This window comes from Micromonospora sp. WMMD1128, from assembly GCF_027497235.1.
Classification (GTDB): Bacteria; Actinomycetota; Actinomycetes; order Mycobacteriales; family Micromonosporaceae; genus Micromonospora.
In genome coordinates, this window is sequence record NZ_CP114902.1 from 3,777,997 (window position 1) to 3,798,678 (window position 20,682).

At 73.6% G+C, this 20,682-nt stretch carries 17 protein-coding genes; 7 read left to right on the plus strand and 10 right to left on the minus strand.

Translation table 11 applies throughout. From position 1 onward, the window contains the following. Positions 1–8: 8 nt before the first annotated feature. Together O7602_RS16815 and O7602_RS16820 are read left to right on the plus strand one after the other, a co-directional pair. A complete protein-coding gene (locus tag O7602_RS16815) occupies positions 9–1,427 on the plus strand; it encodes an aldehyde dehydrogenase family protein (protein WP_281583596.1) in 1,419 nt (472 codons plus the stop codon). Beyond that, complete coding sequence (locus O7602_RS16820; protein WP_281583597.1) at positions 1,424–2,497, plus strand: alcohol dehydrogenase catalytic domain-containing protein; 1,074 nt, start codon at positions 1,424–1,426, stop codon at positions 2,495–2,497. Before O7602_RS16815 ends, O7602_RS16820 begins: the two co-directional genes overlap by 4 nt. Before the next feature lie 17 nt (positions 2,498–2,514). Here O7602_RS16820 and O7602_RS16825 read toward each other — a convergent pair whose 3' ends face one another. From O7602_RS16825 to O7602_RS16835, 3 genes are all read right to left on the minus strand, one after another. Beyond that, complete coding sequence (locus O7602_RS16825; RefSeq protein ID WP_281583598.1) at positions 2,515–5,244, minus strand: LuxR family transcriptional regulator; 2,730 nt, start codon at positions 5,242–5,244, stop codon at positions 2,515–2,517. A 66-nt stretch (positions 5,245–5,310) separates the two neighbouring features. Further along, positions 5,311–5,919 (minus strand): TetR/AcrR family transcriptional regulator, encoded by a 609-nt coding sequence (locus O7602_RS16830; protein ID WP_281583599.1) that lies wholly within the window; start codon positions 5,917–5,919, stop codon positions 5,311–5,313. A 154-nt stretch (positions 5,920–6,073) separates the two neighbouring features. Continuing rightward, a complete protein-coding gene (locus O7602_RS16835; RefSeq protein WP_281583600.1) occupies positions 6,074–6,844 on the minus strand; it encodes an SDR family oxidoreductase in 771 nt (256 codons plus the stop codon). A 135-nt stretch (positions 6,845–6,979) separates the two neighbouring features. Between O7602_RS16835 and O7602_RS16840 the strand changes: the two genes are divergently transcribed. After that, positions 6,980–8,200: an acetyl-CoA C-acetyltransferase gene (locus tag O7602_RS16840; RefSeq protein ID WP_281583601.1), complete on the plus strand. Its 1,221-nt coding sequence runs from the start codon at positions 6,980–6,982 to the stop codon at positions 8,198–8,200. Between the two features lie 73 nt (positions 8,201–8,273). Here O7602_RS16840 and O7602_RS16845 read toward each other — a convergent pair whose 3' ends face one another. The 7 genes from O7602_RS16845 to O7602_RS16875 form a co-directional block, all read right to left on the minus strand. Next, positions 8,274–9,563: an ABC transporter substrate-binding protein gene (locus O7602_RS16845; RefSeq protein ID WP_281583602.1), complete on the minus strand. Its 1,290-nt coding sequence runs from the start codon at positions 9,561–9,563 to the stop codon at positions 8,274–8,276. 82 nt (positions 9,564–9,645) lie between these two features. Beyond that, complete coding sequence (locus tag O7602_RS16850) at positions 9,646–10,749, minus strand: branched-chain amino acid ABC transporter permease (protein ID WP_281583603.1); 1,104 nt, start codon at positions 10,747–10,749, stop codon at positions 9,646–9,648. Continuing rightward, entirely contained in the window at positions 10,746–11,624 is an 879-nt protein-coding gene (locus tag O7602_RS16855) for a branched-chain amino acid ABC transporter permease (RefSeq protein WP_281583604.1), read from the minus strand. Before O7602_RS16855 ends, O7602_RS16850 begins: the two co-directional genes overlap by 4 nt. 26 nt (positions 11,625–11,650) lie before the next feature. Next, positions 11,651–12,424, minus strand: a complete 774-nt coding sequence (locus O7602_RS16860; RefSeq protein WP_281583605.1) for an ABC transporter ATP-binding protein — start codon at positions 12,422–12,424, stop codon at positions 11,651–11,653. Further along, positions 12,421–13,206 (minus strand): ABC transporter ATP-binding protein, encoded by a 786-nt coding sequence (locus O7602_RS16865; protein WP_281583606.1) that lies wholly within the window; start codon positions 13,204–13,206, stop codon positions 12,421–12,423. The genes O7602_RS16860 and O7602_RS16865 overlap by 4 nt, the downstream gene beginning before the upstream one ends. Positions 13,207–13,394: 188 nt before the next feature. Then, on the minus strand, positions 13,395–14,297 hold the full coding sequence (locus O7602_RS16870; RefSeq protein ID WP_281583607.1) for an alpha/beta hydrolase: 903 nt from the start codon (positions 14,295–14,297) through the stop codon (positions 13,395–13,397). A gap of 447 nt (positions 14,298–14,744) precedes the next feature. Next, a complete protein-coding gene (locus O7602_RS16875) occupies positions 14,745–15,740 on the minus strand; it encodes a LacI family DNA-binding transcriptional regulator (RefSeq protein WP_281583608.1) in 996 nt (331 codons plus the stop codon). A 285-nt stretch (positions 15,741–16,025) separates the two neighbouring features. Here O7602_RS16875 and O7602_RS16880 point away from each other — a divergent pair, with 285 nt between their 5' ends. From O7602_RS16880 to O7602_RS16895, 4 genes are all read left to right on the plus strand, one after another. Next, positions 16,026–17,297 carry an ABC transporter substrate-binding protein gene (locus O7602_RS16880; RefSeq protein WP_281583609.1) on the plus strand — a complete coding sequence of 424 codons (1,272 nt, stop codon included), beginning with the start codon at positions 16,026–16,028 and terminating at the stop codon, positions 17,295–17,297. 64 nt (positions 17,298–17,361) lie between these two features. Next, positions 17,362–18,294 carry a sugar ABC transporter permease gene (locus O7602_RS16885; protein WP_030500465.1) on the plus strand — a complete coding sequence of 311 codons (933 nt, stop codon included), beginning with the start codon at positions 17,362–17,364 and terminating at the stop codon, positions 18,292–18,294. A gap of 130 nt (positions 18,295–18,424) precedes the next feature. Beyond that, a complete protein-coding gene (locus O7602_RS16890; RefSeq protein ID WP_198039696.1) occupies positions 18,425–19,204 on the plus strand; it encodes a carbohydrate ABC transporter permease in 780 nt (259 codons plus the stop codon). Then, on the plus strand, positions 19,201–20,634 hold the full coding sequence (locus tag O7602_RS16895; protein ID WP_281583610.1) for a GH1 family beta-glucosidase: 1,434 nt from the start codon (positions 19,201–19,203) through the stop codon (positions 20,632–20,634). Before O7602_RS16890 ends, O7602_RS16895 begins: the two co-directional genes overlap by 4 nt. Positions 20,635–20,682: the final 48 nt, after the last annotated feature.

The following is a 20,682-nucleotide window of genomic DNA, read 5'->3' on the forward strand; positions in this document are numbered from 1 at the left end:
GGGGCGCGATGGATCTCGCACGAACCGACATCTATCTCGACGGAGCCTGGGTCGCCCCCTCCTCCGGGCACACCATCGCGGTGCACAACCCGGCGACCGAGGAGCTCCTGGCCCGGGTGCCGGCTGGCACGGCCGCCGACGTCGACCGGGCCGTCGCGGCTGCCCGGGCCGCCTTCCCCGGCTGGGCCGCCGCCACCCCGGCGCAGCGGTCCGCCGCCCTGGACCGCCTGCACGCGGCGCTGGCCAACCGGGCCGCGATCGCCGCCGAGACGATCGCGCTGGAGCTGGGCACCCCGCTCCGGGTCGCCACCCGGGTACAGGTCGGCCTGCCGCTGACCGTCCTGCGCAGCTACGTCGACCTGGCCGCCCGGCCGCCCGCCGAGGAGACCGTCGGCAACTCGCTCGTGGTCCGCGAGCCGGTCGGCGTGGTCGGGGCGATCACCCCGTGGAACTACCCGCTGCACCAGGTGATGGCGAAGGTGGCGCCCGCGCTTGCCGCCGGGTGCACGGTGGTGCTCAAGCCCAGCGAGCTGACCCCGCTGACCGCGTACCTGCTCTTCGACGCGATCCACGAGGCCGGCTTCCCGCCGGGGGTGGTCAACCTGGTGCCCGGCACCGGCGTCGAGGTGGGCGAGGCCGTCGCCGCCCACCCGGACGTCGACATGGTCTCCTTCACCGGCTCGACCGCCACCGGCCGGCGGATCTCGCACCTGGCCGCCGACCGGATCGCCCGGGTGGCGCTGGAGCTCGGCGGCAAGTCCGCCAACGTGATCCTCGACGACGCCGACCTGGCCACCGCGGTGAAGGTCGGCGTGGGCAACGCCTTCCTCAACTCCGGCCAGACCTGCACCGCCTGGACCCGGATGCTGGTGCACCGGGACCGCTACGACGAGGCGGTGAACCTGGTCGCCAAGGCCGCCGACGGCTACCGGACCGGCGACCCGTTCGCGCCGGACACCCGGCTCGGCCCGCTGGTCTCCGCGGCCCAGCGGGACCGGGTGACCGGCCACGTGGCCCGGGCGCTCGCCGACGGCGGCCGGCTGATCGCCGGCGGCCCGGACGCGGTGCTGCCCGAGCGGGGCTGGTTCGTCGCCCCGACCGTGCTCGCCGACGTCGACCCGGGCAGCGCGCTGGCCCAGGAGGAGGTCTTCGGACCGGTGCTCGCCGTCATCCCGGTCGACGACGAGGAGGCGGCGGTGGCCGTCGCGAACGACTCCCGGTACGGCCTGGCCGGCGCCGTCTGGTCCGCCGACGAGGAGCGGGCGGTGCGGGTCGCCCGGCGGATCCGCACCGGAGCCGTCGACATCAACGGCGCGCCGTTCAACCCGCTCGCCCCGTTCGGCGGCTACAAGCAGTCCGGCCTCGGCCGGGAACTGGGTCGCTACGGGCTCGACGAGTTCCTCCAGACGAAGGCGATCCAGCGGTGAGGGCGCTGCTCGCCCGCGGCGTGAACCAGCCGCTGACGGTGGAGGAGGTGGAGCTGCCGGCACCCGGGCCGGGCGAGGTACGGGTGCGGGTACGGGCCGCCGGGGTCTGCCACTCGGACCTGTCCATGGTCAACGGCACGGTCGCGCCGCCGTACCCGCTGGTGCTCGGGCACGAGGCGGCGGGCGAGGTGGTCGAGGTCGGCCCCGGCGTCGACCGGGTCCGGCCCGGCGCGCACGTGGTGCTGAACTGGGCGCCGCCCTGCCGGAGGTGCTGGTACTGCGGTCGCGGCGAGCCGTGGTTCTGCGAGCGGACGGGCTCCCCCGCGACCGCCCGGGGCCGGACCTCGGCCGGTGCGCCGCTGCACGTCGCCCTCGGCCTCGGCGCGCTGGCCGAGGAGGTGGTGGTGCCGCAGGAGGCGGTGATCGACGTTCCGGCGCAGCTACCGTTCGCCACCGCGGCCCTGCTGGGCTGCGCCGTGCTCACCGGGGTAGGCGCGGTACGCCGGACCGCCCGGGTGGCGCCCGGCGAGTCGGTGGCGGTGATCGGTCTCGGCGGGGTGGGCCTGTCGGTGGTCTCCGCCGCCCGGGCCGCCGGCGCCGACCCGGTCCTCGCCGTCGACGTGTCGCCCGCCAAGGCCGAACTGGCCGCCGCCGCCGGGGCCACCGACTTCCTCGTCGCCGACGACGCGCTGAGCCGGGCGGTCCGGGAACGCACCCACGGGCGTGGCGTCGACCACGCCCTGGAGTGCGTCGGCCGCGGCGTGACCATCCGCGCCGCCTGGCGGGCCACCCGGCGCGGCGGCCAGGTCACCGTCGTGGGCATGGGCGCGCGGGACGACCTGGTCAGCCTGAGCGCGCTGGACATCTTCCACTCCGGGCGGACACTGCGTTCCTCGGTGTACGGCTCGTCCGACCCGGACCGGGACGTGCCCGAGCTGGCCCGCGCCGTGCTCGACGGCACCCTGGACCCGGCCGCCCTGATCACCGACCGGACCGGCCTGGACGGCGCCGCGGCGGCGTTCGACCGGATGGCCCGCGGCGAGGGCGCCCGTACCGTCGTGCTGCCCTGACCGTCGCCGCGCCGGTTTCAGTGCAGCGCGCGGGCGAGTTCGGTACGGGACCGGATGCCGAGCCGGTGGAAGATGTTGCGCAGGTGGTGGTCGACGGTCCGGGTGGAGAGGAACATCCGGGTGGCGATCTCGCGGTTGGTGGCTCCCTCGGCGACCAACTGCGCGATCCGTAGCTGCTGCCCGGTGAGCAGCCGGGCGGCCGGCAGCTCCGGCGTGCCGACCGACTCGCCGGCCGCCCGCAGCTCGGTGGTGGCCTGCTCGGCCCAGACGGTCAGCCCGAGCAGGCCGAAGGTCTCCCGGGCCGCGTGCAGGTGCTCCCGGGCGTCCCGGGGGCGGCGGCTGCGGCGCAGTTCCCGGCCGAGGAGCAGCTCGGTGCGGGCCCGTTCGAACGCCCCCGCTTCCGCCGGGTGCAGCCGCAGCGCGGTGCGGAAGCCGCGTTCGGCGTCGACGCTGCCGCGCGCGGCCAGCAGCGCGTGGCAGCGCGCGGAGAGCGCCCGCCGGGACGGGCTGGCGGTGCTGCTGGCCCACCTGTCGAAGACGGCGAGCGCGGCGGTGGCGGCCGGTCGCCGGCCCGCGCCGGCGGCGGCCTCGACCAGGTACGGGGTGGCCATCACCTGGATCAGCACCTGCCCTCGGCCGGTGCCGGGGCGGGCCAGCGCGGCCAGTCGGGCGGCGGACGCCTCGTGCCGCCCGTCGACCAGGTCGAGCACCGCGAGCGCCCACTGGGCGAGCGCGCGCGGACGGCTGTACGGGGCGGACGCCTCGCCGATCTCGCGGATCCGGCACAGGCTGGTTTCCCGGTCGGCCCGGACCGCCGCCAGCACCGCCAGCATGCCCAGGTGCACCCCGGCGGAGTTGACCTGGCCGGTGTCCCGGGCGACCCGCAACCCCTCCCGGGAGGTGTCCGCCGCCGCCTCGTGCCGGCCCAGCCAGTACTCCGCGATCGCGCGCAGCTCCAGCGCCCGGGGCAGCGCGGACACCTCGCCGCGGGCACGCGCCAGCTCGACGGCCCGCTCGGCGAGCCGGTGGGCGGCGCTGTCGACCGCGACCAGCAGGCCCGCGACCGCCGCGCCGGTCAGCGCGGCGGGGGTGAGCGCCGGCCCGGTCAGCCGGTTGCCGAGCACGACCGCCCGGCGCAGGGCCGGGCCGCCCCGCTCGTGGTCACCGCGCAGCGTCGCCGCCACCCCGGCGGCCAGCGCGGTCAGCAACTCCGCGTCGGGCGGGTCCTCGGGCCGACGCAGGGCCGCCACTCGGCGCGCCACCTCGGCGTAGCGGAACTGGTCGCCGGTGTGGCAGACCGCCTCACCGGCCCGGACAAGCGCGCCGAGGGCGGCGACGCGGTCGACCCCGGACACCGCCCGGGCGGCGGCGAGCAGGGTGGTCGAGGCCGTCGACGGCGAGCCGCAGCGCAGTTCCAGCTCGCCGCGGAGCAGCTCGGCCCGGCCGGCCGCGACCGGGTCGACCGGTCCGACCGCGGCGGCCTCGGCCAGCAGCCGCCCGGCACGTCGGGGCTGCCCCGCCGCCCAGGCGCGACCGGCGGCGGCGACCAGCCGGGCGGTGGCCTGCCGCGGCTCGTCGCTGAGTTCGGCGGCCCGGTGCAGGGCGGCCACCCCGTCGTCCCCGCCGGCCCCACCGGCCACGGCCTCCAGTTCCGCCGCCAGCACCGGGTCCGGGCCCTCCGCCGCGGCGGCGCGGTGCAGCGTCCGGCGCAGGTGCTGTCCGGGGCCGTCGAGCACGCCGGCGAGCAGCAGGTGGGCGGCGCGCCGCTCGGCCAGCGGCGCGTCCGCCGCGACGACGGCCCGGGCCAGCGGTTGCGCCAGGGCCACCCGCTCCGGGCCGGCCCGGACCAGCCCGGCTGCCTCGGCCGGGGCGAGCGCCTCGATCGCCGTGCCGCCGGCGCGGGCGGCCCGGACCAGGGTGGCCGGATCGCCGTCGGAGTCGAGCGCGGCGAGCAGCAGCACGCGCCGGGTGTCGGCGGGCAGCCCGGCCAGCCGGCCCCGGTACCCGCGACCCAGCGCGCCGTCGAGGGGCGGCCCGTCGGGCAGCGGCTCCTCACCGCGGCACTGGCCCGGGGTGAGCACCTCGGCGAGGTCGACCAGGGCCTGCGGGTTGCCGCCGGCGACCGCGGTCAGTTCCCGGGCCACCCGGGGGGCCAGCCCGGGCAGCCGTTCAGTGAGCAGCGCAGCGCCGGCCCGGTCGTCGAGGGGTCGCAGCCGGTGCCGGGGCACGCCGGCGGCGACCGCGTCGGTGCCGGCGGTGAGCAGCATGGCAACCGGCAGGTGACGCAGCCGGCGGGCCACGAAGCCGAGCACCTCCGCGGTCGGCGGGTCGCCGCGATCGACGTCGTCGACCGTGCAGAGCAGCGGGCGCTCCCGGGCGGCGGCGGCGAGCAGTCCCCGCACGGCCATCGACAGGGCGAGCCGGTGGTCGGCCGGGCAGCCCGCGCCGGCCAGCGTCCGCCGCAGCACCCCGCGCTGCGGCTCGGGCAGGGCGTCGGCCCGGTCGAGCAGCGGGTCGAGCAGGCGTTGCAGCCCCGCGTACGGCAGCGCGGCCTCGTCCGCCAGGCCGGCGCCGGCCAGCCGGTGACAGCGGGTGGCGTACCGGTGGGCGTAGCCGACCAGGACGCTACGGCCGGCGCCCGGTTCGCCCCACACCAGCAGCGCTCCCCCGGCGTCCGGCAGGCCGTCGGCCAGCCGCCGGACGGCCGCGCACTCGGTGTCCCGACCCGGCAGCCCAGTTATTTGCACTGACGATGCAGCTACCATGCATCGAGTGTTACCTATCGGAAACGGGATGGAAAGAGTTCGGACCGCTCAGCCGGGAGCGTCGGCCAGCAGGGCGGCGACCGTCCGGGCCATCACCGCCCGCGCCTGGTCCACGCCCAGCCCCAGCCCGTCGCGCAGCATCGACCAGGCCGGCCACATGCTCGCCGCGACCACCGCGTGCAGCACCTGCTCCCGACCGGACCCGGCCCGTGCCAGCTCGGCCGCGAAGAGCTGCTCGACCTCCTCGATGACCCGCGAGATGTGCACCAGCCGGTTACGGTGCAGTTGGTCGGAGACCGGCTCCCGCATCTGCGCCGCCCGCGCGGAGGGCGCGATGAGCTGCAGCAGCCGCGCCCGCTGCCGGCAGTACGCGTCGACCCGCTTGGCCAACGGCAGCGTCGGCGAGATCGGCCGGTGCGCGGCGTCCTGCTGGCGGAGCACCTCCGCCCCACTGGCCTCGAAGAGCGTCTCCATGTCCTTGAAGTTCGTCCAGAGCGTGCGCAGCGAGATGCCGGCCCGCTCCGCGATGCGCTCGCCGGTCGGCCGCAGGTCCCCCTCGGAGATGAGCGCGAGGTGGGCCTCGACGATCGCCGCCCGGGTCCGCGCGGCCCGGGCCGTCCGCCCGTCCACCCGGCCGGGTGCCTGCACCCCACCCATCCGCGCTGCCCTCCTCGACGCCGTCACGCCTCACTGCCCGCCGAGTCTAGACGCGCGCCGACGGCGCGTCGGAGCGGTGTCGGCGCAGCTCGCGACGGGCCAGCGACTGCCGGTGCGCCTCGTTGGGTGAGCCCGCGGGTCCGCGCCGGAGCGGTCATCCGGTGGCCCGGCCGGCCAGGGTGACCCCACCGTCGAGGACGAGGACCCGCCCGGTGATCCAGGCCGCGTCGGGGCCGGCGAGGAAGGCGACCGCGCCAGCGACGTCCTCGGGTACGCCGAGGCGCCCCAGCGGGTACGCCCGGGCGGCCTCCTCCTCCCGGCCCTCGTGCAGCGCGGCGGCGAAGCGGGTCTTCACCACCCCCGGGGCGACCGCGTTCACCCGGATGCCGGGCGCCAACTCCACGGCCAGGCAGGCGGTGAGGTGGTCGACGGCGGCCTTGCTCACCCCGTAGAACGCGATCCCCGGGGACGGGGCCCGGCCGGCGATCGAGGTGACGTTGACGATGCAGCCGCCCCGCACGGCCATGCCCGCCGCACAGACCTCCTGCACCCAGCCGAGGGTGCCGAGCAGGTTGACGTCGAGGAGCTTGCGGGCGGCGGCCAGGTCCAGGTCGAGCAGCGACCCGTGGACCGGGTTGATGCCGACGTTGTTGACCAGGATGTCCACCGGGCCGAAAGCGTCGGCGACCCGGCGCACCGCCGCCCGACGGTGCGCGGCGTCGTCGGCCCGGCCGGGCACCGCCACGGCGCGGGTGGGACCACCCAGCTCGGCCACCGCCTCGGCGAGCGCTTCCGGGCGACGGGCGGTCAGCCCGACCGTCGCCCCCTCGGCGACCAGTCGGCGGGCCACCGCCAGGCCGATCCCGCGGCTGGCGCCGGTCACGAGGGCGACCCGGCCGTCGAGCCGTCCTGAATCTGCATTCACGATGCAAACAGTATGAGCCCCTTCGGGGAACGTCAACGACGGATCTCGTCCAGAATCTCACATTCCGTTGACACGGCTCGCTCATAACCGCACCGTCAGTGCAAATACAATTTGCACTCCGGAGAGGACACCGTCATGCCGGAAGCCGTCATCGTCGCCGCCGCGCGATCCCCGATCGGCCGCGCCAACAAGGGTTCCCTGCGCGATCTACGCGCGGACGACCTGGCCGCCACCATCGTCCGGACCGCCCTCGACCAGGTGCCGCAGCTCGACCCCCGGGAACTCGACGACCTGATGCTCGGCTGCGGCCAGCCCGCCGGCGAGCAGGGCCACAACCTCGCCCGGGTGGTGGCGGTCCTGCTCGGACTGGACCACCTGCCCGGCACCACCGTGAACCGGTACTGCTCGTCGTCCCTGCAGACCACCCGGATGGCGCTGCACGCCATCCGGGCCGGCGAGGGCCATGCCTTCGTCTCCGCCGGGGTCGAGTGCGTCTCCCGGTACGACCGGGGCCGCAGCGACGGGCACCCGGGCAGCGCCAACCCGCGGTTCGCCGACGCGGTGGCCCGGACCGCCGACCGGGCCACCGGTGGGGCGGCCCGCTGGCACGACCCCCGCGACGACGGCCGACTGCCGGACGTCTACGTCGCCATGGGACACACCGCGGAGAACGTGGCCCAGCTCCGCGGGATCTCCCGCGACAGCCAGGACGAGTTCGCCGTACGGTCGCAGCACCTCGCCGAGAAGGCCATCGCCAACGGCTTCTGGGCCGGGGAGATCACCCCGGTCACCGTGCCCGGCGGCGGCGTGGTCACCGCCGACGACGGGCCACGTCCCGGGGTGACCCTGGCGGCGGTGAGCGCGCTGGCACCGGTGTTCCGGCCGGACGGCACGGTGACCGCGGGAAACTGCTGCCCGCTCAACGACGGGGCCGCCGCGCTGGTGGTGATGTCCGACGTCCGGGCCCGGGAACTCGGGGTCACCCCGCTGGCCCGGATCGTGGCCACCGGGCTGAGCGCGCTCTCCCCCGAGGTGATGGGGCTCGGCCCGGTCGAGGCGTCCCGGCAGGCGCTGCGCCGCGCCGGGATGTCCGTCGCCGACGTCGACCTGGTCGAGATCAACGAGGCGTTCGCCGCGCAGGTGGTGCCCAGCGCGCACGAGCTGGGCATCGACTGGGACCGGCTCAACGTCAACGGCGGCGCGATCGCGATCGGCCACCCGTTCGGGATGACCGGCGCCCGGATCACCACCACGTTGCTCAACTCGCTGCGCTGGCACGACCGGCAGGTCGGGCTGGCGACCATGTGCGTCGGCGGCGGCCAGGGGATGGCGATGATCGTCGAGCGGCTGAGCTGACCGGACCGCCCGGCCGGCGCGGCCACGGCACCGGCCGGGCGGGGCCGTGGGAAACCCCGCCCGGCGCGGTGGCTCAGGACGCGGTCGGGATCCCGTCGGCCGGCGGGGTCACCGGCTGGGCGGTGTACTCACGCACCGGCCCGTCGCGCTCGTCCGTCTCGTACGTCGGCCCGAAGTAGGCCTGCACGCCCCCGCCGACCCGGGTCAGCCGCTCCCCGCCGTAGCCGGAGTGGTCGCTGTCGGAGTAGCGCAACGGCGCCAGCCCGGGGCCCTGGAAGCCGCCCTTGGCCACCGCCTTGAGCAGGGACTCCCGGGTGAGGTCCTGGCCGGCGGCCTGGAGCGCCTGCACGAAGAGGTAGCCGACCGACATCCCGTAGACGGTGTTGCCGTCGAACGGCGCGTCCCCGTTGTGCTCCTTGTTCACCTTGGTGAAGAGCTGGATCCACGGGTTGGCCGCGTCGTTCTGCATCGGCAGGTAGTTGGCGCCGACCATGCCCTCCAGCAGGCCGGCCGCCGCGCCGAGCTGTTTGGCAAGCGTGGGGTGGTCGGCGCCCACGTTGGAGACCAGCCACTGCGGCTTGAAGCCGAGCCGGGCGGCGGTGCCGATCGACAGCGCGGTGAAGCCGGGCACGGTGGCCAGGACGACCACCTGGCAGTTGGCCGCCTTGAACGCGCCGATCTGCGGCGCCACGTTCGTGTTGCTGGTGACGTACGTCTGCTTGACCGCCACCGCGCCCGCGCCGAGCACCTGTTCCACCCCGGCCAGGCTGTCCCGGCCGAAGTCGTCGTCCTGGCCGAGGAAGCAGACCTTCTGGCCGGGCAGCGCGGTCTTCACGTGGTTGGCCAGGATCTTGCCCTCCACGGTGTAGTCGGGGTTGAAGCCGAACGAGCCCGGATACTTGTCCGGCTGGTCCCAGCTGCGGCTGCCGGAGGCAATGAAGAGGTCCGGGACCCGGTTGCTCTTGAGAAAGTCGAGCACGCCGGTGTGGGTCGGCGTGCCGAGCCCGTTGAGCACGGCGAAGACCTTGTCCTGCAACACCAGTTGGCGGACCACCTGCTGGGTGTTCGCCGGGTTGTAGCCGTCGTCCATGATCTTGTAGGTGATCTTCCGGCCGTGCACCCCGCCGTTGGCGTTGACGTAGTCGAAGTACGCCTTGGTGGCTGGGGCGATCTTCGAGTAACCGGCCGAGGCCGGTCCGGTCAGCGGCATGTGGGTGCCGACCACGATCTCGGTGTCGGTGACGCCGGGCACCGCCCCGCGCCCGGCACCGTCCGGGCCCTCGTCGCCACCGCACCCCGCGGCGGCGACGAGCAGGGCGATGGTGCTGACGACCGCGAGACCACGTCGTGTCGTACGGTGCATGTGGAACACCGACCTTTCTTCGGTCCGGTTCTCCTGAATCGGGTGGTGGGTGGGGTGCCGGCGACCGCGCCGCCGGCGCTTGCTAGGACCGCCGCCCCGGCCACCGGGCCAGTAGCTCCCGGCCGAGCCGGGACAGCAGTCCCTGTATGCCGCCGGGCGCGGCGATCATGACGACGACCAGGGTGATCCCGAAGATCGCCAACGGCAGGTTGCCCTCCAGCCGCTGCGCCACCGCGGGTGAGACGGTGAACAGGTCGGTCACGGAGTGCGTCAGGTCGGGCAGGGCGACCAGCAGGACCGCTCCCCAGAGCGCCCCGGCGAGGCGGCCGAGACCGCCGATCACCACGGCCATGAGCAGGAAGAGCGACAGGGTCAGCGAGAACGCCCCGGGCGAGACGCTCTGCGCGAGCACCGCGAGCAGCGCGCCGCCGAGCCCGGCGCCGGCCGCGCTGACCACGAAGGCGAGCACCTGGGTACGGGCCACGTGGATGCCGGCGAGGCGGGCCGCCACCTCGTCGTCCCGGACCGCCCGGAAGGTGCGGCCGTACCGGCTGCGGACCAGGTTGGCCAGCAGCACCAGGGCGACCAGGGTGGCCGCCGTGGCGATCCAGAGCTGCCACCGCTCGTACGGGAAGTAGGCGCCGAGCGCCAGCGGCGGTGGCTCGACCGGCACGGAGAGCCCCTGGTCGCCGTTGAAGACGTCGTCGAAGGTGACCGTGAGGGCGGGCACCACGACCGCGACGGCCAGCGTCACGCCGGCGAGGTACGGACCGCGCAGGCGGGCGGCGGCTGCCCCGACCACGGCACCGACGCCCACCGTGACCAGGACCGCCGCGACCAGCGACAGCGGGAGCAGCCAGCCGCCGGTCATCCCGTGGTCGGCGAACGCGCCCTGGCAGAGCGCCACCGAGTAGGCGCCGACCGCCATCAGCGCGCCGTGCCCGAGCGAGAGCTGACCGTTGAGTCCGGTCAGGACGGTCAGTCCGGCGGTCGCGCAGAGGTAGGCGGCCACCGTGGCGAGCTGGAAGTTGCGGAACGGCGCCAGGCCGTAGCTCGCCGCCAGCACCAGCAGCGCCGCGACGGCCGCCACCGCCAGGTGCCGCAGCAGAGTCGACCCGCGGCGGCCGTCGACGCGCGGGCCGGTGGCCGCCCGCTGCGGCGGCACCGCCGCCCGGGTGGCGCTCACACCCGCCTCGCGGCGACCGGAGCGAACAGCCCACCGGGCCGGACCAGCAGCACGGCCAGCAGCAGGACCAGCACCGCGAGCGGGGTGACGTCGCTGCCGGCGTACCCGCTGACGTAGGAGAGCAGCAGGCCCACCACCAGTCCACCGACCACCGCCCCCGGCGGGCTGTCCAGTCCGCCGACCACCGCCGCGGTGAACGCCGAGACGAAGACCAGGTCCATGGCGTTCGGGTGCAGGCCCAGTTCGGTGGGGATCACCAGCATGGCGGCCAGGGCACCCACCCCCGAGGCGAGCGCCCAGCCGAGGGCGAGCATGCCGCCCACGTTGACCCCGAGCAGGCGGGAGACCTCCGGAGCGAAGGCCGCCGCGCGCATCCGCAGGCCGACCGGGGTACGCGCGAAGATCCAGGCGAGCGCGACCATGACCACCCCCACCGTGGCGAAGACGAACAGGTCGTACGGTGAGCCGACGGCGAACCCGCCGACGGTGAGCGCGGCGCGGCTGAACGGCGTCCCGGCGGGACGGAACTCGTTGCCGTAGATCATGCCGAGGACGGCCTGGATCAGCAGGACCAGCCCGAGCGCGACGATCACCGGGTTGAGCGGTGAGGCGTGGTCGACGAAGCGCATCACCGCCCGGTCCACGACCGCGCCGAACAGCAGACCGGCGGCGAGCGCGGCCAGGAAGCCCAGCCAGTAGGAGCCGGTCGACGCGGACACACTGTAGGCGACGTACGCCGCCGCGACGGCCATCGCGCCCTGGGCGAAGTTGACGATCCGCGCGGCCCGCCAGATGAGCACCAGTGCCAGCGCGAACGCCGCGTAGACGGCACCCCGGGAGAGGCCGTCGAAGGTGAGGAAGACGAAGCGCTCCACAGTCCTCCTTCGGAGGGGACGAGGGTTCAGAATCCGAGATACGCGTGCCGCAGGTCGACGTCGTCGCGCAGCCGCTGCGCCGGGGCGGCGCGGACCACCCGGCCGAGGGACATCACGATCCCCTGGTCGGCGACGGAGAGCGCGCTGCGGACGTTCTGCTCGACCAGCAGCACGGTCAGCCCGGTGCCGTCGCGCAGTTGGCGCAGCAGGGCCATGATCTGGGCGACCACCCGCGGCGCCAGGCCGAGCGACGGCTCGTCGAGCAGCAGCAGGCGCGGCCGGCCGACCAGGGCCCGGCCGAGTGCGAGCATCTGCCGTTCGCCGCCGGAGAGCTGGTGGCCGAGGTGGCCACGGCGCCGGGCCAGCGGCTCGAAGAGCTGGTACACCTCGTCCCGGGCGCGGGCGGAGTCGGCCTTGTCGCGGCGCCACAGCCCGCCCAGCCGCAGGTTCTCGTCCACGGTGAGCTCGCCGATCACCCCGCGCCCCTCGGGGACGTGCGCCATCCCCCGGCGCACCAGTTGCTCCACCGAAGTGCCACGCAGGTCCTCCCCGGCGAGCACGACCTGGCCGGCCAGCGGGCGCAGCATGCCGGACAGGGCGCGCAGCAGGGTGGTCTTGCCGGCGCCGTTCGCCCCGACCACCGCCGCGATGGTGCCGGCGGGGACGGCGAGGTCGACCTCGTGCAGCACCGGCGCGGCGCCGTAGCCGGCCACCAGCCCCCGCACGGTGAGCAGGTCGCCGCCGCTCGCGCCACCGCCGTGCGGGGCCGGCGCGTCGAGCCGGCTGATTCGCCCGTTCATGCGGCGGCCTCGTCCACGGCCGCGCCCAGGTAGGCGTCGGCGACCGCCGGGTCGTCGCGCACCTCGTCCGGCGTGCCGGCGGCGATCACCCGCCCGAAGTCGAGCACCACGATGTCGTCGCAGACGGACATCACCAGATCCATGTGATGCTCGACGAGCAGCACCGCGCAGGGGTCCGGGTCACGACCGGGCAGCTCGCGGATCAGCGCCGCGAGCTCGGCGATGTCCTCGGCGCCGAGGCCGCCGGCGGGCTCGTCGAGCAGGAGCAGGCGGGGCCGGGCCACCAGGGCGCGGGCCAGGGCGGCCCGCTGCCGTACGGCGAAGGGCAGCGTGCCCGGCGCGGCGGCGGCGTACCCGGCGATGCCCAGCCGGTCGAGCACGTCGAGGGCGTCCCGGCGCAGCCGGTGCTCGTCGCGGTCGCTGGCGGGCAGGCCGAGCAGCGCCGGCAGGAAACCGGCACGGGCGGTGTGGGTGGCGCCGGCCATCACGTTCTCCAGCACGGTGAGCCCGGCGAAGAGCCCGGTGCCCTGCAACGTCCGGGCGATGCCCAGCCGGGTCAGCCGGTGCGGCCGGGGCCGCAGTGGGCGGCCGTCGAGGGTGAGGGTGCCCGCGTCCGGGGCGACGAAGCCGCAGATGACGTTGAACAGCGTGGTCTTCCCCGCCCCGTTGGGGCCGATCACGCCGACCACCCGGCCGGCGGGCACCCGCAGCGAGACGTCGTCGAGGGCGGTGAGACCACCGAAGCGCACCCCGATGCGGTGCAGCGCGAGCCCTTGCTCCATTGGCCCATCCCTCGGTCCGGCGGGGCGCGATATTTACACTGGGAGTGTACGTTTCTCGCCTCCGGCGTCAATACCTCCGCCCGGCGCCCGCGCCGGCGGCGACCCCGGACCCACCGGGCACGGCGCGCCGGGGACCGGACGGCAGCCGGCCCGCCGTCGCGCGGGCGACGGCGGGCCGGCCGGCGAGGTCAGGCGCTCGGGCAGGTGTTGCGGTACTCCTCGATCGCCAGACCTGTCGGTCCCGGGCAGAGGAACTGCTCGTACCGGGTGTCGTTGTCGACGAACCGCTTCAGCCAGGCCACCATCTGCCGGGCGGTGGGCGTGTTCACCGTCTGCGGGAAGAAGTGGCTGGCCCCGTTCAACTCCAGATACGCCTTCTCGGCCGAGCTCGGGATGCTGTTGTAGAAGGGCTCGGAGTGCGTCGCGACCGGGGCGATGATGTCCGCCTCGCCACCGACGATCAGGGTCGGCACCTGGACCCCGAACCACGTCTTGTCCAGGTTCCACGGCGCCAGCGGCACGGCGGCCCGCAGCGACGGGCGCGACGCGGCGGCCTCCAGCGTCCCGCCGCCGCCCATCGAGTGGCCGGCGACCGCGAGCCGGGTGGCGTCGATCCGGCCACGCACCGAACTGCGCTGGGTCAGGTAGTCCAGCGCCGCCAGCAACTGCCGGCCCCGGCTGTCCGGCTGGTCCAGACGGGTGATCGTCTCGATGCCGATCACCACGAAGCCGTGTGAGGCGATCCGGGGCCCCAGCCAGTCGATGCTGGACCAGGCGGCGGTGTAGCCGGGCGAGATGGCGATGGCGCCGAAGGTGCCCGCGCTCGTGCTGGTCGGATAGTAGATGACTCCCCCGCCGAAACCGATGACGCCGAGCGCGGAGACGTTCTGCGTGGCGACGGCGAACGGGCCGCGGCTGGCCTCCAGGATCGCCACGGTGGGGTCGGGGCCGCGCTCGTACGGGTTTTCCGCGGCCTGCGCGGCGCCGGACGACGCGCCGAGCACGCCGCCGGTGGCCAGGACGGCGGCCAGCGCCATCCCGACGGCACGAACAACGAGGGAACGGGGACGGGTGGTGGTCGGTGATGACATGCCGGGCACTCCCTACGGGTGGGGTTACATCGACAGATGTCATCCTTTGCCCTGCCCGCCCTCGTCCGCATCGGCAAAATCGCCGGTGCCGCCGCTGGTGCCGCTGGCACTGGTCACCGTGGAAGGAATCAACCGGGCGCCGCACCCCGAGATGCCCACGGCCACCGGCGGCGCTGCGCGCGGCGGAGGAGTCGACGCTGGCACTGCCGCCGGCGGGGTGGGCGACAACGTCCACCTGCGGTGGACCACCAACGGGCTCCCCGGCTGATCAACGGCTGTCCGGTTTCGAGCCTGCCAGCAGGCACGGACCGCGCCGCCGCGCCGAGGCACGGGTGTGACGCTCGAGGCAGGCCCGGTTGCGGGGTCGGTGACAGCGGCTCCGGCGACAGCGACCGCGAGCAGCAGCACGATCCGGGTCGGGACGGCGCCGACGTCGCGCGGTTCGGGTCAGGTGGTGCCGCGGACGACGAGCGTCGTCGGCAACACGGTCGGCTTCGGCGGGTCGTCGCCGCCGTGCAGCATGGCGACCAGCGCCTCGGCGGCGGCCGTGCCGAAGCCGGGCTTGTTCTGGGCGACGGTGCTGAGCCCGGGCGGGATCAGCGCGGCCACCTCGATGTCGTCGAAGCCGACAATCGCAATGTCGTCGGGGATCCGTAGGCCGGCCGCCTGGGCCGCCCGCATCGCGCCGACGGCCATCTCGTCACCGGCGACGAACACTGCGGTAGGGCGGTCGTCGAGGGCGAGCAGCCGGTCCATCGCGGCGTGACCGCCGTCGAGATAGAAGTCTCCCTCGACGACGTGGCCGTCGGCGAGCGGCAGGCCGGCCCCGGCCAGCGCGGCCCGGAAGCCGACGAGCCGTTCGGCTCCCGGCCAGGTTCGCAGCGGGCCGGTGATGGTGGCGATGCGCCGGTGGCCGCGTTCGACGAGGTGACGCACGGCGAGCGCCGCGCCGCCGGCATTGTCCGAGGTGATGTAGGTCGACGTCGGGCCGTCGACCCGCAGGTCGAGGGCGACGCACGGCACCTGGGCTTCGACGAGGGCGAGCACGGCCGGGTCCCGGGTGCCGTTGTCGATGATGACCGCGCCGTCGAGGTTGTGCTGGCGGACGGCGCGCACGTATCGCTGCCCGTCGTCGGGCCCCGCCGCGTCGTGGCCGGCGAGCATGAGCAGGTTCAGCCCGTGCGCGCTGAGCGCCGTCTTGAGCGCGACGAGGATCTCCTGCAGGAATGGGTGGCGCCATCCAGGGCGGCGATGGTCGGTGTCCCACACCAGGCCCACCATGTTGGATTTCTTCGTGGCGAGCGTCCGGGCCGACCCGTTCGGCAGGTAGCCGATCTCGGCGGCCAGATCGAGGATGCGCTGGCGGGTGTGCTGGCTGACGACCTCGGGGGTGTTGAAGACGCGGGACACGGTGGCGACGGACACGCCGGAGCGGCGTGCCAACTCCCTAATAGTGGTCAATGTGGCGCCTTCTCTGTAACCGGTTTCACGACCGTAGCGCCAACGATGTCCGCCGGTCAACCCGCATCGACCGTTATCGTTTCGTAACTTGACACCCCCTAACCAAACCCGTTCACACTTCCCAGGAAAGGCACTCGCCGGCGGTCACCCGCAACTCGGCCGGCATCCGATCTTCATCCAACTCCACCCACCCCCACCACCATCGCTTCGCCGACAATGTAACCGGTTTCAGGTAACCGGTTACATCGCACGAAAGGGTTCCCTGGCATGCACCCAAACCGACTGTTGCGACTGGCGGCGGCCACCCTGGCCGCCGGAGTACTGCTGACCGCGTGTGGCACCGGCACCGAGGGAGGCTCCGGCGGCGGCAACGAAAAGATCACCCTGAACGTCAACCTGTTCGGCAACTTCGGGTACCAGGACCTGTACGCCGAGTACCAGAAGTCGCACCCGAACATCACGATCCAGGAGCGCACGGCCGCCTACAACGACCATCATCGCGACCTGATCACCCACCTGGCCACCGGCTCCGGCGCGGGCGACATCGAGGGCGTCGACACGGGCTTCATCGCGCAGATGCGCGAGCGGGGCAACCTCTTCGTCGACCTGGGCAAGGACCGCCAGTCCGAGTACCTCGGCTGGAAGTGGGCGGCGTCGCTGGCCAAGGACGGCAAGCAGATCGGGTACGGCACCGACGTCGGCGGCCTGGCCATCTGCTATCGGCGTGACCTGTTCGAGAAGGCCGGCGTGCCGTTCGACCGCGACCAGGTGTCGGCCGCCTGGGGCAGCGGCTGGGACCAGTACATCGAGTTCGGCAAGCGGTACGCGGCGAAGGCCCCGGCCGGCAGCGCCTTCTTCGATGGCGGAGGCCAACTGTTCAACGCCATCATCGGCCAGGCCCCGGTCGGGTACTACAACGAGGACAACGCCATCGTCGTGGGCACCAACCCCGATGTCCGAAAGGCCTGGGACCTGACGGTGAAGGCGATCCAGAGCAACCTGTCGGCCAAGCTGATCGGCAGCTCGCAGGAGTGGAACAACGGCTTCGCGAAGGACCAGTTCGCCACCATCGCGTGTCCGGCCTGGATGATGACCAAGATCAAGGACCAGGCGAAGCACGCCGCCGGCAAGTGGGACGTGGCGAGCGTCCCGGGCGGCGGCGGCAACTGGGGCGGCTCGTACCTCACCGTTCCCAAGCAGGGCAAGCACGTCGAGGAGGCCAAGAAGCTCGCGGCGTGGCTGACCGCCCCGGAACAGCAGGCCAAGGTGTTCACCGCGCGGGGCAACCTGCCGTCCATCCCGGCTCTGTACGACAAGCCCGACATTGCCCAGTACAAGGACGCCTTCTTCAACAACGCACCGGTGGGCCAGCTCTTCACCACTGCGGCGAAGCAGCTCAAGCCCCAGTACCAGGGCCCGCGAGCCGGAGACGTGCAGACCACCATCCGCGACGCCCTCGTCCGCATCGAACAGGGCAAGCAAAGCTCCGACGAGTCCTGGAAGCAGATGGTCAGCGACGTCGAGCGCCTCGCCAAGTAACTCGACCCGCGCCGCCGGCGGTCGCCCCTGACCGCCGGCGGCGCCCGGCGATGAAGGATCGACGATGGCCACCTACCTCCACCAGGCCCGGCGGGCCGGCCTGAGCCGGCTCGACACCAAGGGCTCGCCCTACCTCTACATCCTGCCGTTCTTCCTGCTGTTCGGCGCGTTCGGGCTGTTCCCGCTGCTGTACACGGCGTACGTCTCGTTCAATGACTGGGACCTGCTCGACTCCGGGTCGCACCGCTGGGTCGGCCTCGCGAACTACCGCGAGATGCTGCAGGACGCGTACTTCTGGAACGCCCTGGGCAACACACTCAGCATCTGGGTGCTGTCCACCGTGCCGCAACTGCTCGCCGCGCTCTGGATCGCCCACCTGCTCAACCACCGGCTGCGGGCCCGCACCGCGCTACGGATGGGCGTGCTGCTGCCCAACGTCACCTCGATCGTGGCGGTGACGATCGTCTTCACCCAGCTTTTCGGCCGCGACTTCGGCATGGTCAACTGGGCGCTCGGCCTCGTCGGCATCGGCCCGATCGACTGGCAGGCCAACACCTGGAGCTCCCACCTGGCCATCTCCTTCATCGTCGCCTGGCGGTGGACCGGCTACAACGCCCTCATCTACCTCGCCTCGATGCAGGCGATTCCGCACCACCTGTACGAGGCCGCCGACCTCGACGGCGCGTCGCAGGCTCAGCAGTTCAGGCGGATCACCGTCCCGATGCTGCGGCCGACGATCATCTTCACCACGGTGATCTCGACGATCGGCGGCCTGCAGATCATGGCCGAACCCCTGCTGTTCGCCAGCTCCCAGACGCCCACCGGCGGCTCCGACCGGCAGTTCCAGACCGTCGCCCTGTTCATGTACGAGCAGGGGTTCCGGGAGTTCCGCTTCGGCTACGCCTCGGCGGTCGCCTGGACGCTCTGTCTGGTCATCGCCATCTTCGCGATCATCAACTTCCTGCTCACCCGGCGCATCGCCAAGGACGAGGACTGAGGAGAACGCCGTGACCACCCTCGCGGACCCCATTCAGACCGGCACCACACCCTCGCCGCCGCCACGCCGGTCCCACCGGCGCCGGAGCTTCGGGTACCCACGCAAGGGCTCGGTCTGGAGCTACGGCGCCCTGCTGGCGGTCGTGGCCGGGTCGGTCTTCCCGCTCTACTGGTCCATCGTCGTGTCCTCGCAGACCAGCGACGCCGTCACGAAGGTGCCGCCGGCCCTGGTGCCCGGCGGGCACCTCTTCGACAACATCGCGCGCGTGTTCGACACGACCGACTTCGGCCGAGCCCTGGTGAACTCCTTCATCGTCAGCGGCTCGATCACCGTCTCCGTGGTGTTCTTCTCGACCCTGGCCGGGTTCGCCTTCGCCAAACTGCGGTTCCGAGGCCGAAAGGCGCTTCTCGTCGTGGCCATCGCGACCTCGATGGTGCCGCACCAGCTCGGCATCATCCCGCTGTACATCCTGATGGCCGACCTCGGCTGGACCGGACGCCTCACCGCCGTGATCGTGCCCGGGCTGGTAACCGCGTTCGGCGTCTTCTTCATGACCCAGTACCTCGGCCGCGCCGTACCCGACGAACTGCTGGAGGCCGGCCGCGTCGACGGGTCCAGCACGTTCGGCCTGTACTGGCACATCGTCCTGCCGGCGGCCCGCCCCGCCGCGGCGGTGCTCGGGCTGTTCACCTTCATGCAGGCGTGGAACGACTTCTTCTGGCCGCTGGTCGTGCTACAGAACAACGCGACCGTGCAGGTGGCGCTCTCCGCACTGGCCAGCGGCTACACCACCGACTACACCCTGACGCTGACCGGCACGTTGCTCGCCACGCTGCCGATCCTCGTCGTCTTCATGCTCCTCGGCCGGCATCTCGTCGACGGCATCATGCAGGGGGCGGTGAAGGGATGACCACCACATCCGAAGGCGCCGCCGCGGCCGCAACCCGGCCGGACCTGCCCGAGCTGCCGGACCTGCCGGCCGGCTTCATCTGGGGCGCGGCCACCGCGGCGTACCAGATCGAGGGGGCGGTCGACGAGGACGGCCGCGGGCCGTCGATCTGGGACACCTTCTGCCGCCGCCCCGGTGCCGTCGACGACGGCACCTCCGGCGCGGTCGCCTGTGACAGCTACCACCGCTGGCGGGAGGACGTGGACCTGCTGGCCGGCCTCGGCGTGGACGCCTACCGTTTCTCGGTCGCCTGGCCACGGGTCATGCCGGCCGGGCGGGGCGCGGTGAACCGGCGAGGCCTCGACTACTACGACCGGCTCGTCGACGCCCTGTGCGGGCACGGCATCCGGCCGTTCGTCACGCTGTACCACTGGGATCTGCCCCAGGCGCTCGAGGACGAGGGTGGCTGGCGGGTACGGGACACCGCCGAGTGGTTCGCCGAGTACGCCGCCGCGGTGGCGGGCGTCCTCGGCGACCGGGCCCAGGACTGGATCACGCTGAACGAGCCGTACTGCTCGTCGATGGTCGGCTACGCGGAGGGCCGGCACGCGCCCGGCGGCGCCGAAGGACACGGTGCCCTGGCCGCCGCCCACCACCTGCTGCTCGGGCACGGCAGGGCGGTCGCCGCAGTCCGGTCCGCCGCCGGCCCGCGGTCGCGCGTCGGCATCACGCTCAACCTCTCCCCCGCCGTGCCGGCCAGCGATACCGAGGCCGACCGGGCGGCGGCGGATCGGCAGGACCTCATGCTCAACCGGCAGTTCACGGATCCGGTGCTGGGCGGCGCGTACCCGCCCGGGTTCGAGCGGCTCTACGCCGGGGTGAGCGATCTGTCGTTCCGCCGGGACGGTGACCTGGCGGTGATCTCCACGCCGCTGGACTTCCTCGGTGTCAACTACTACTACCGGGTGCACGTCGCCGACGCCCCGTACGAGCAGCCCGACCCGGCGCTGCGCAGCGCGTTCGACATCGGGGTCCGGCAGCTACGGCCGGACGGGTTGCCCACCACCGACCTGGGCTGGCCGGTGGAGCCGCAAGGGTTGTTCGACACCCTGACCGGGCTCGCGGACCGTTACCCGGGCCTGCCTGCCGTGTACGTGACGGAGAACGGCTGCGCCGACCTGCGGGACGGACCCGAGCCGGACCCGGAACGGATCTCGTTCGTGGCCGGGCACCTGGCGACGGCAGCCCGTGCGGCCGCCGTCGACGACCGGCTCGATCTGCGGGGGTACTTCTACTGGTCGCTCATCGACAACTTCGAGTGGGCCCGCGGGTACGGGCCGCGCTTCGGTCTGACCCACGTCGACTACGGCACCGGATCCCGTACGCCCAAGGCCAGCTACCACTGGCTGCGTGACCGCTTGACGGCGTGGCGGGAACGCACCTCCACCTGAAGCGCCGCCCGCGGCTCGTGGCGGCAACGGTATGCGCGGTCACCCGGC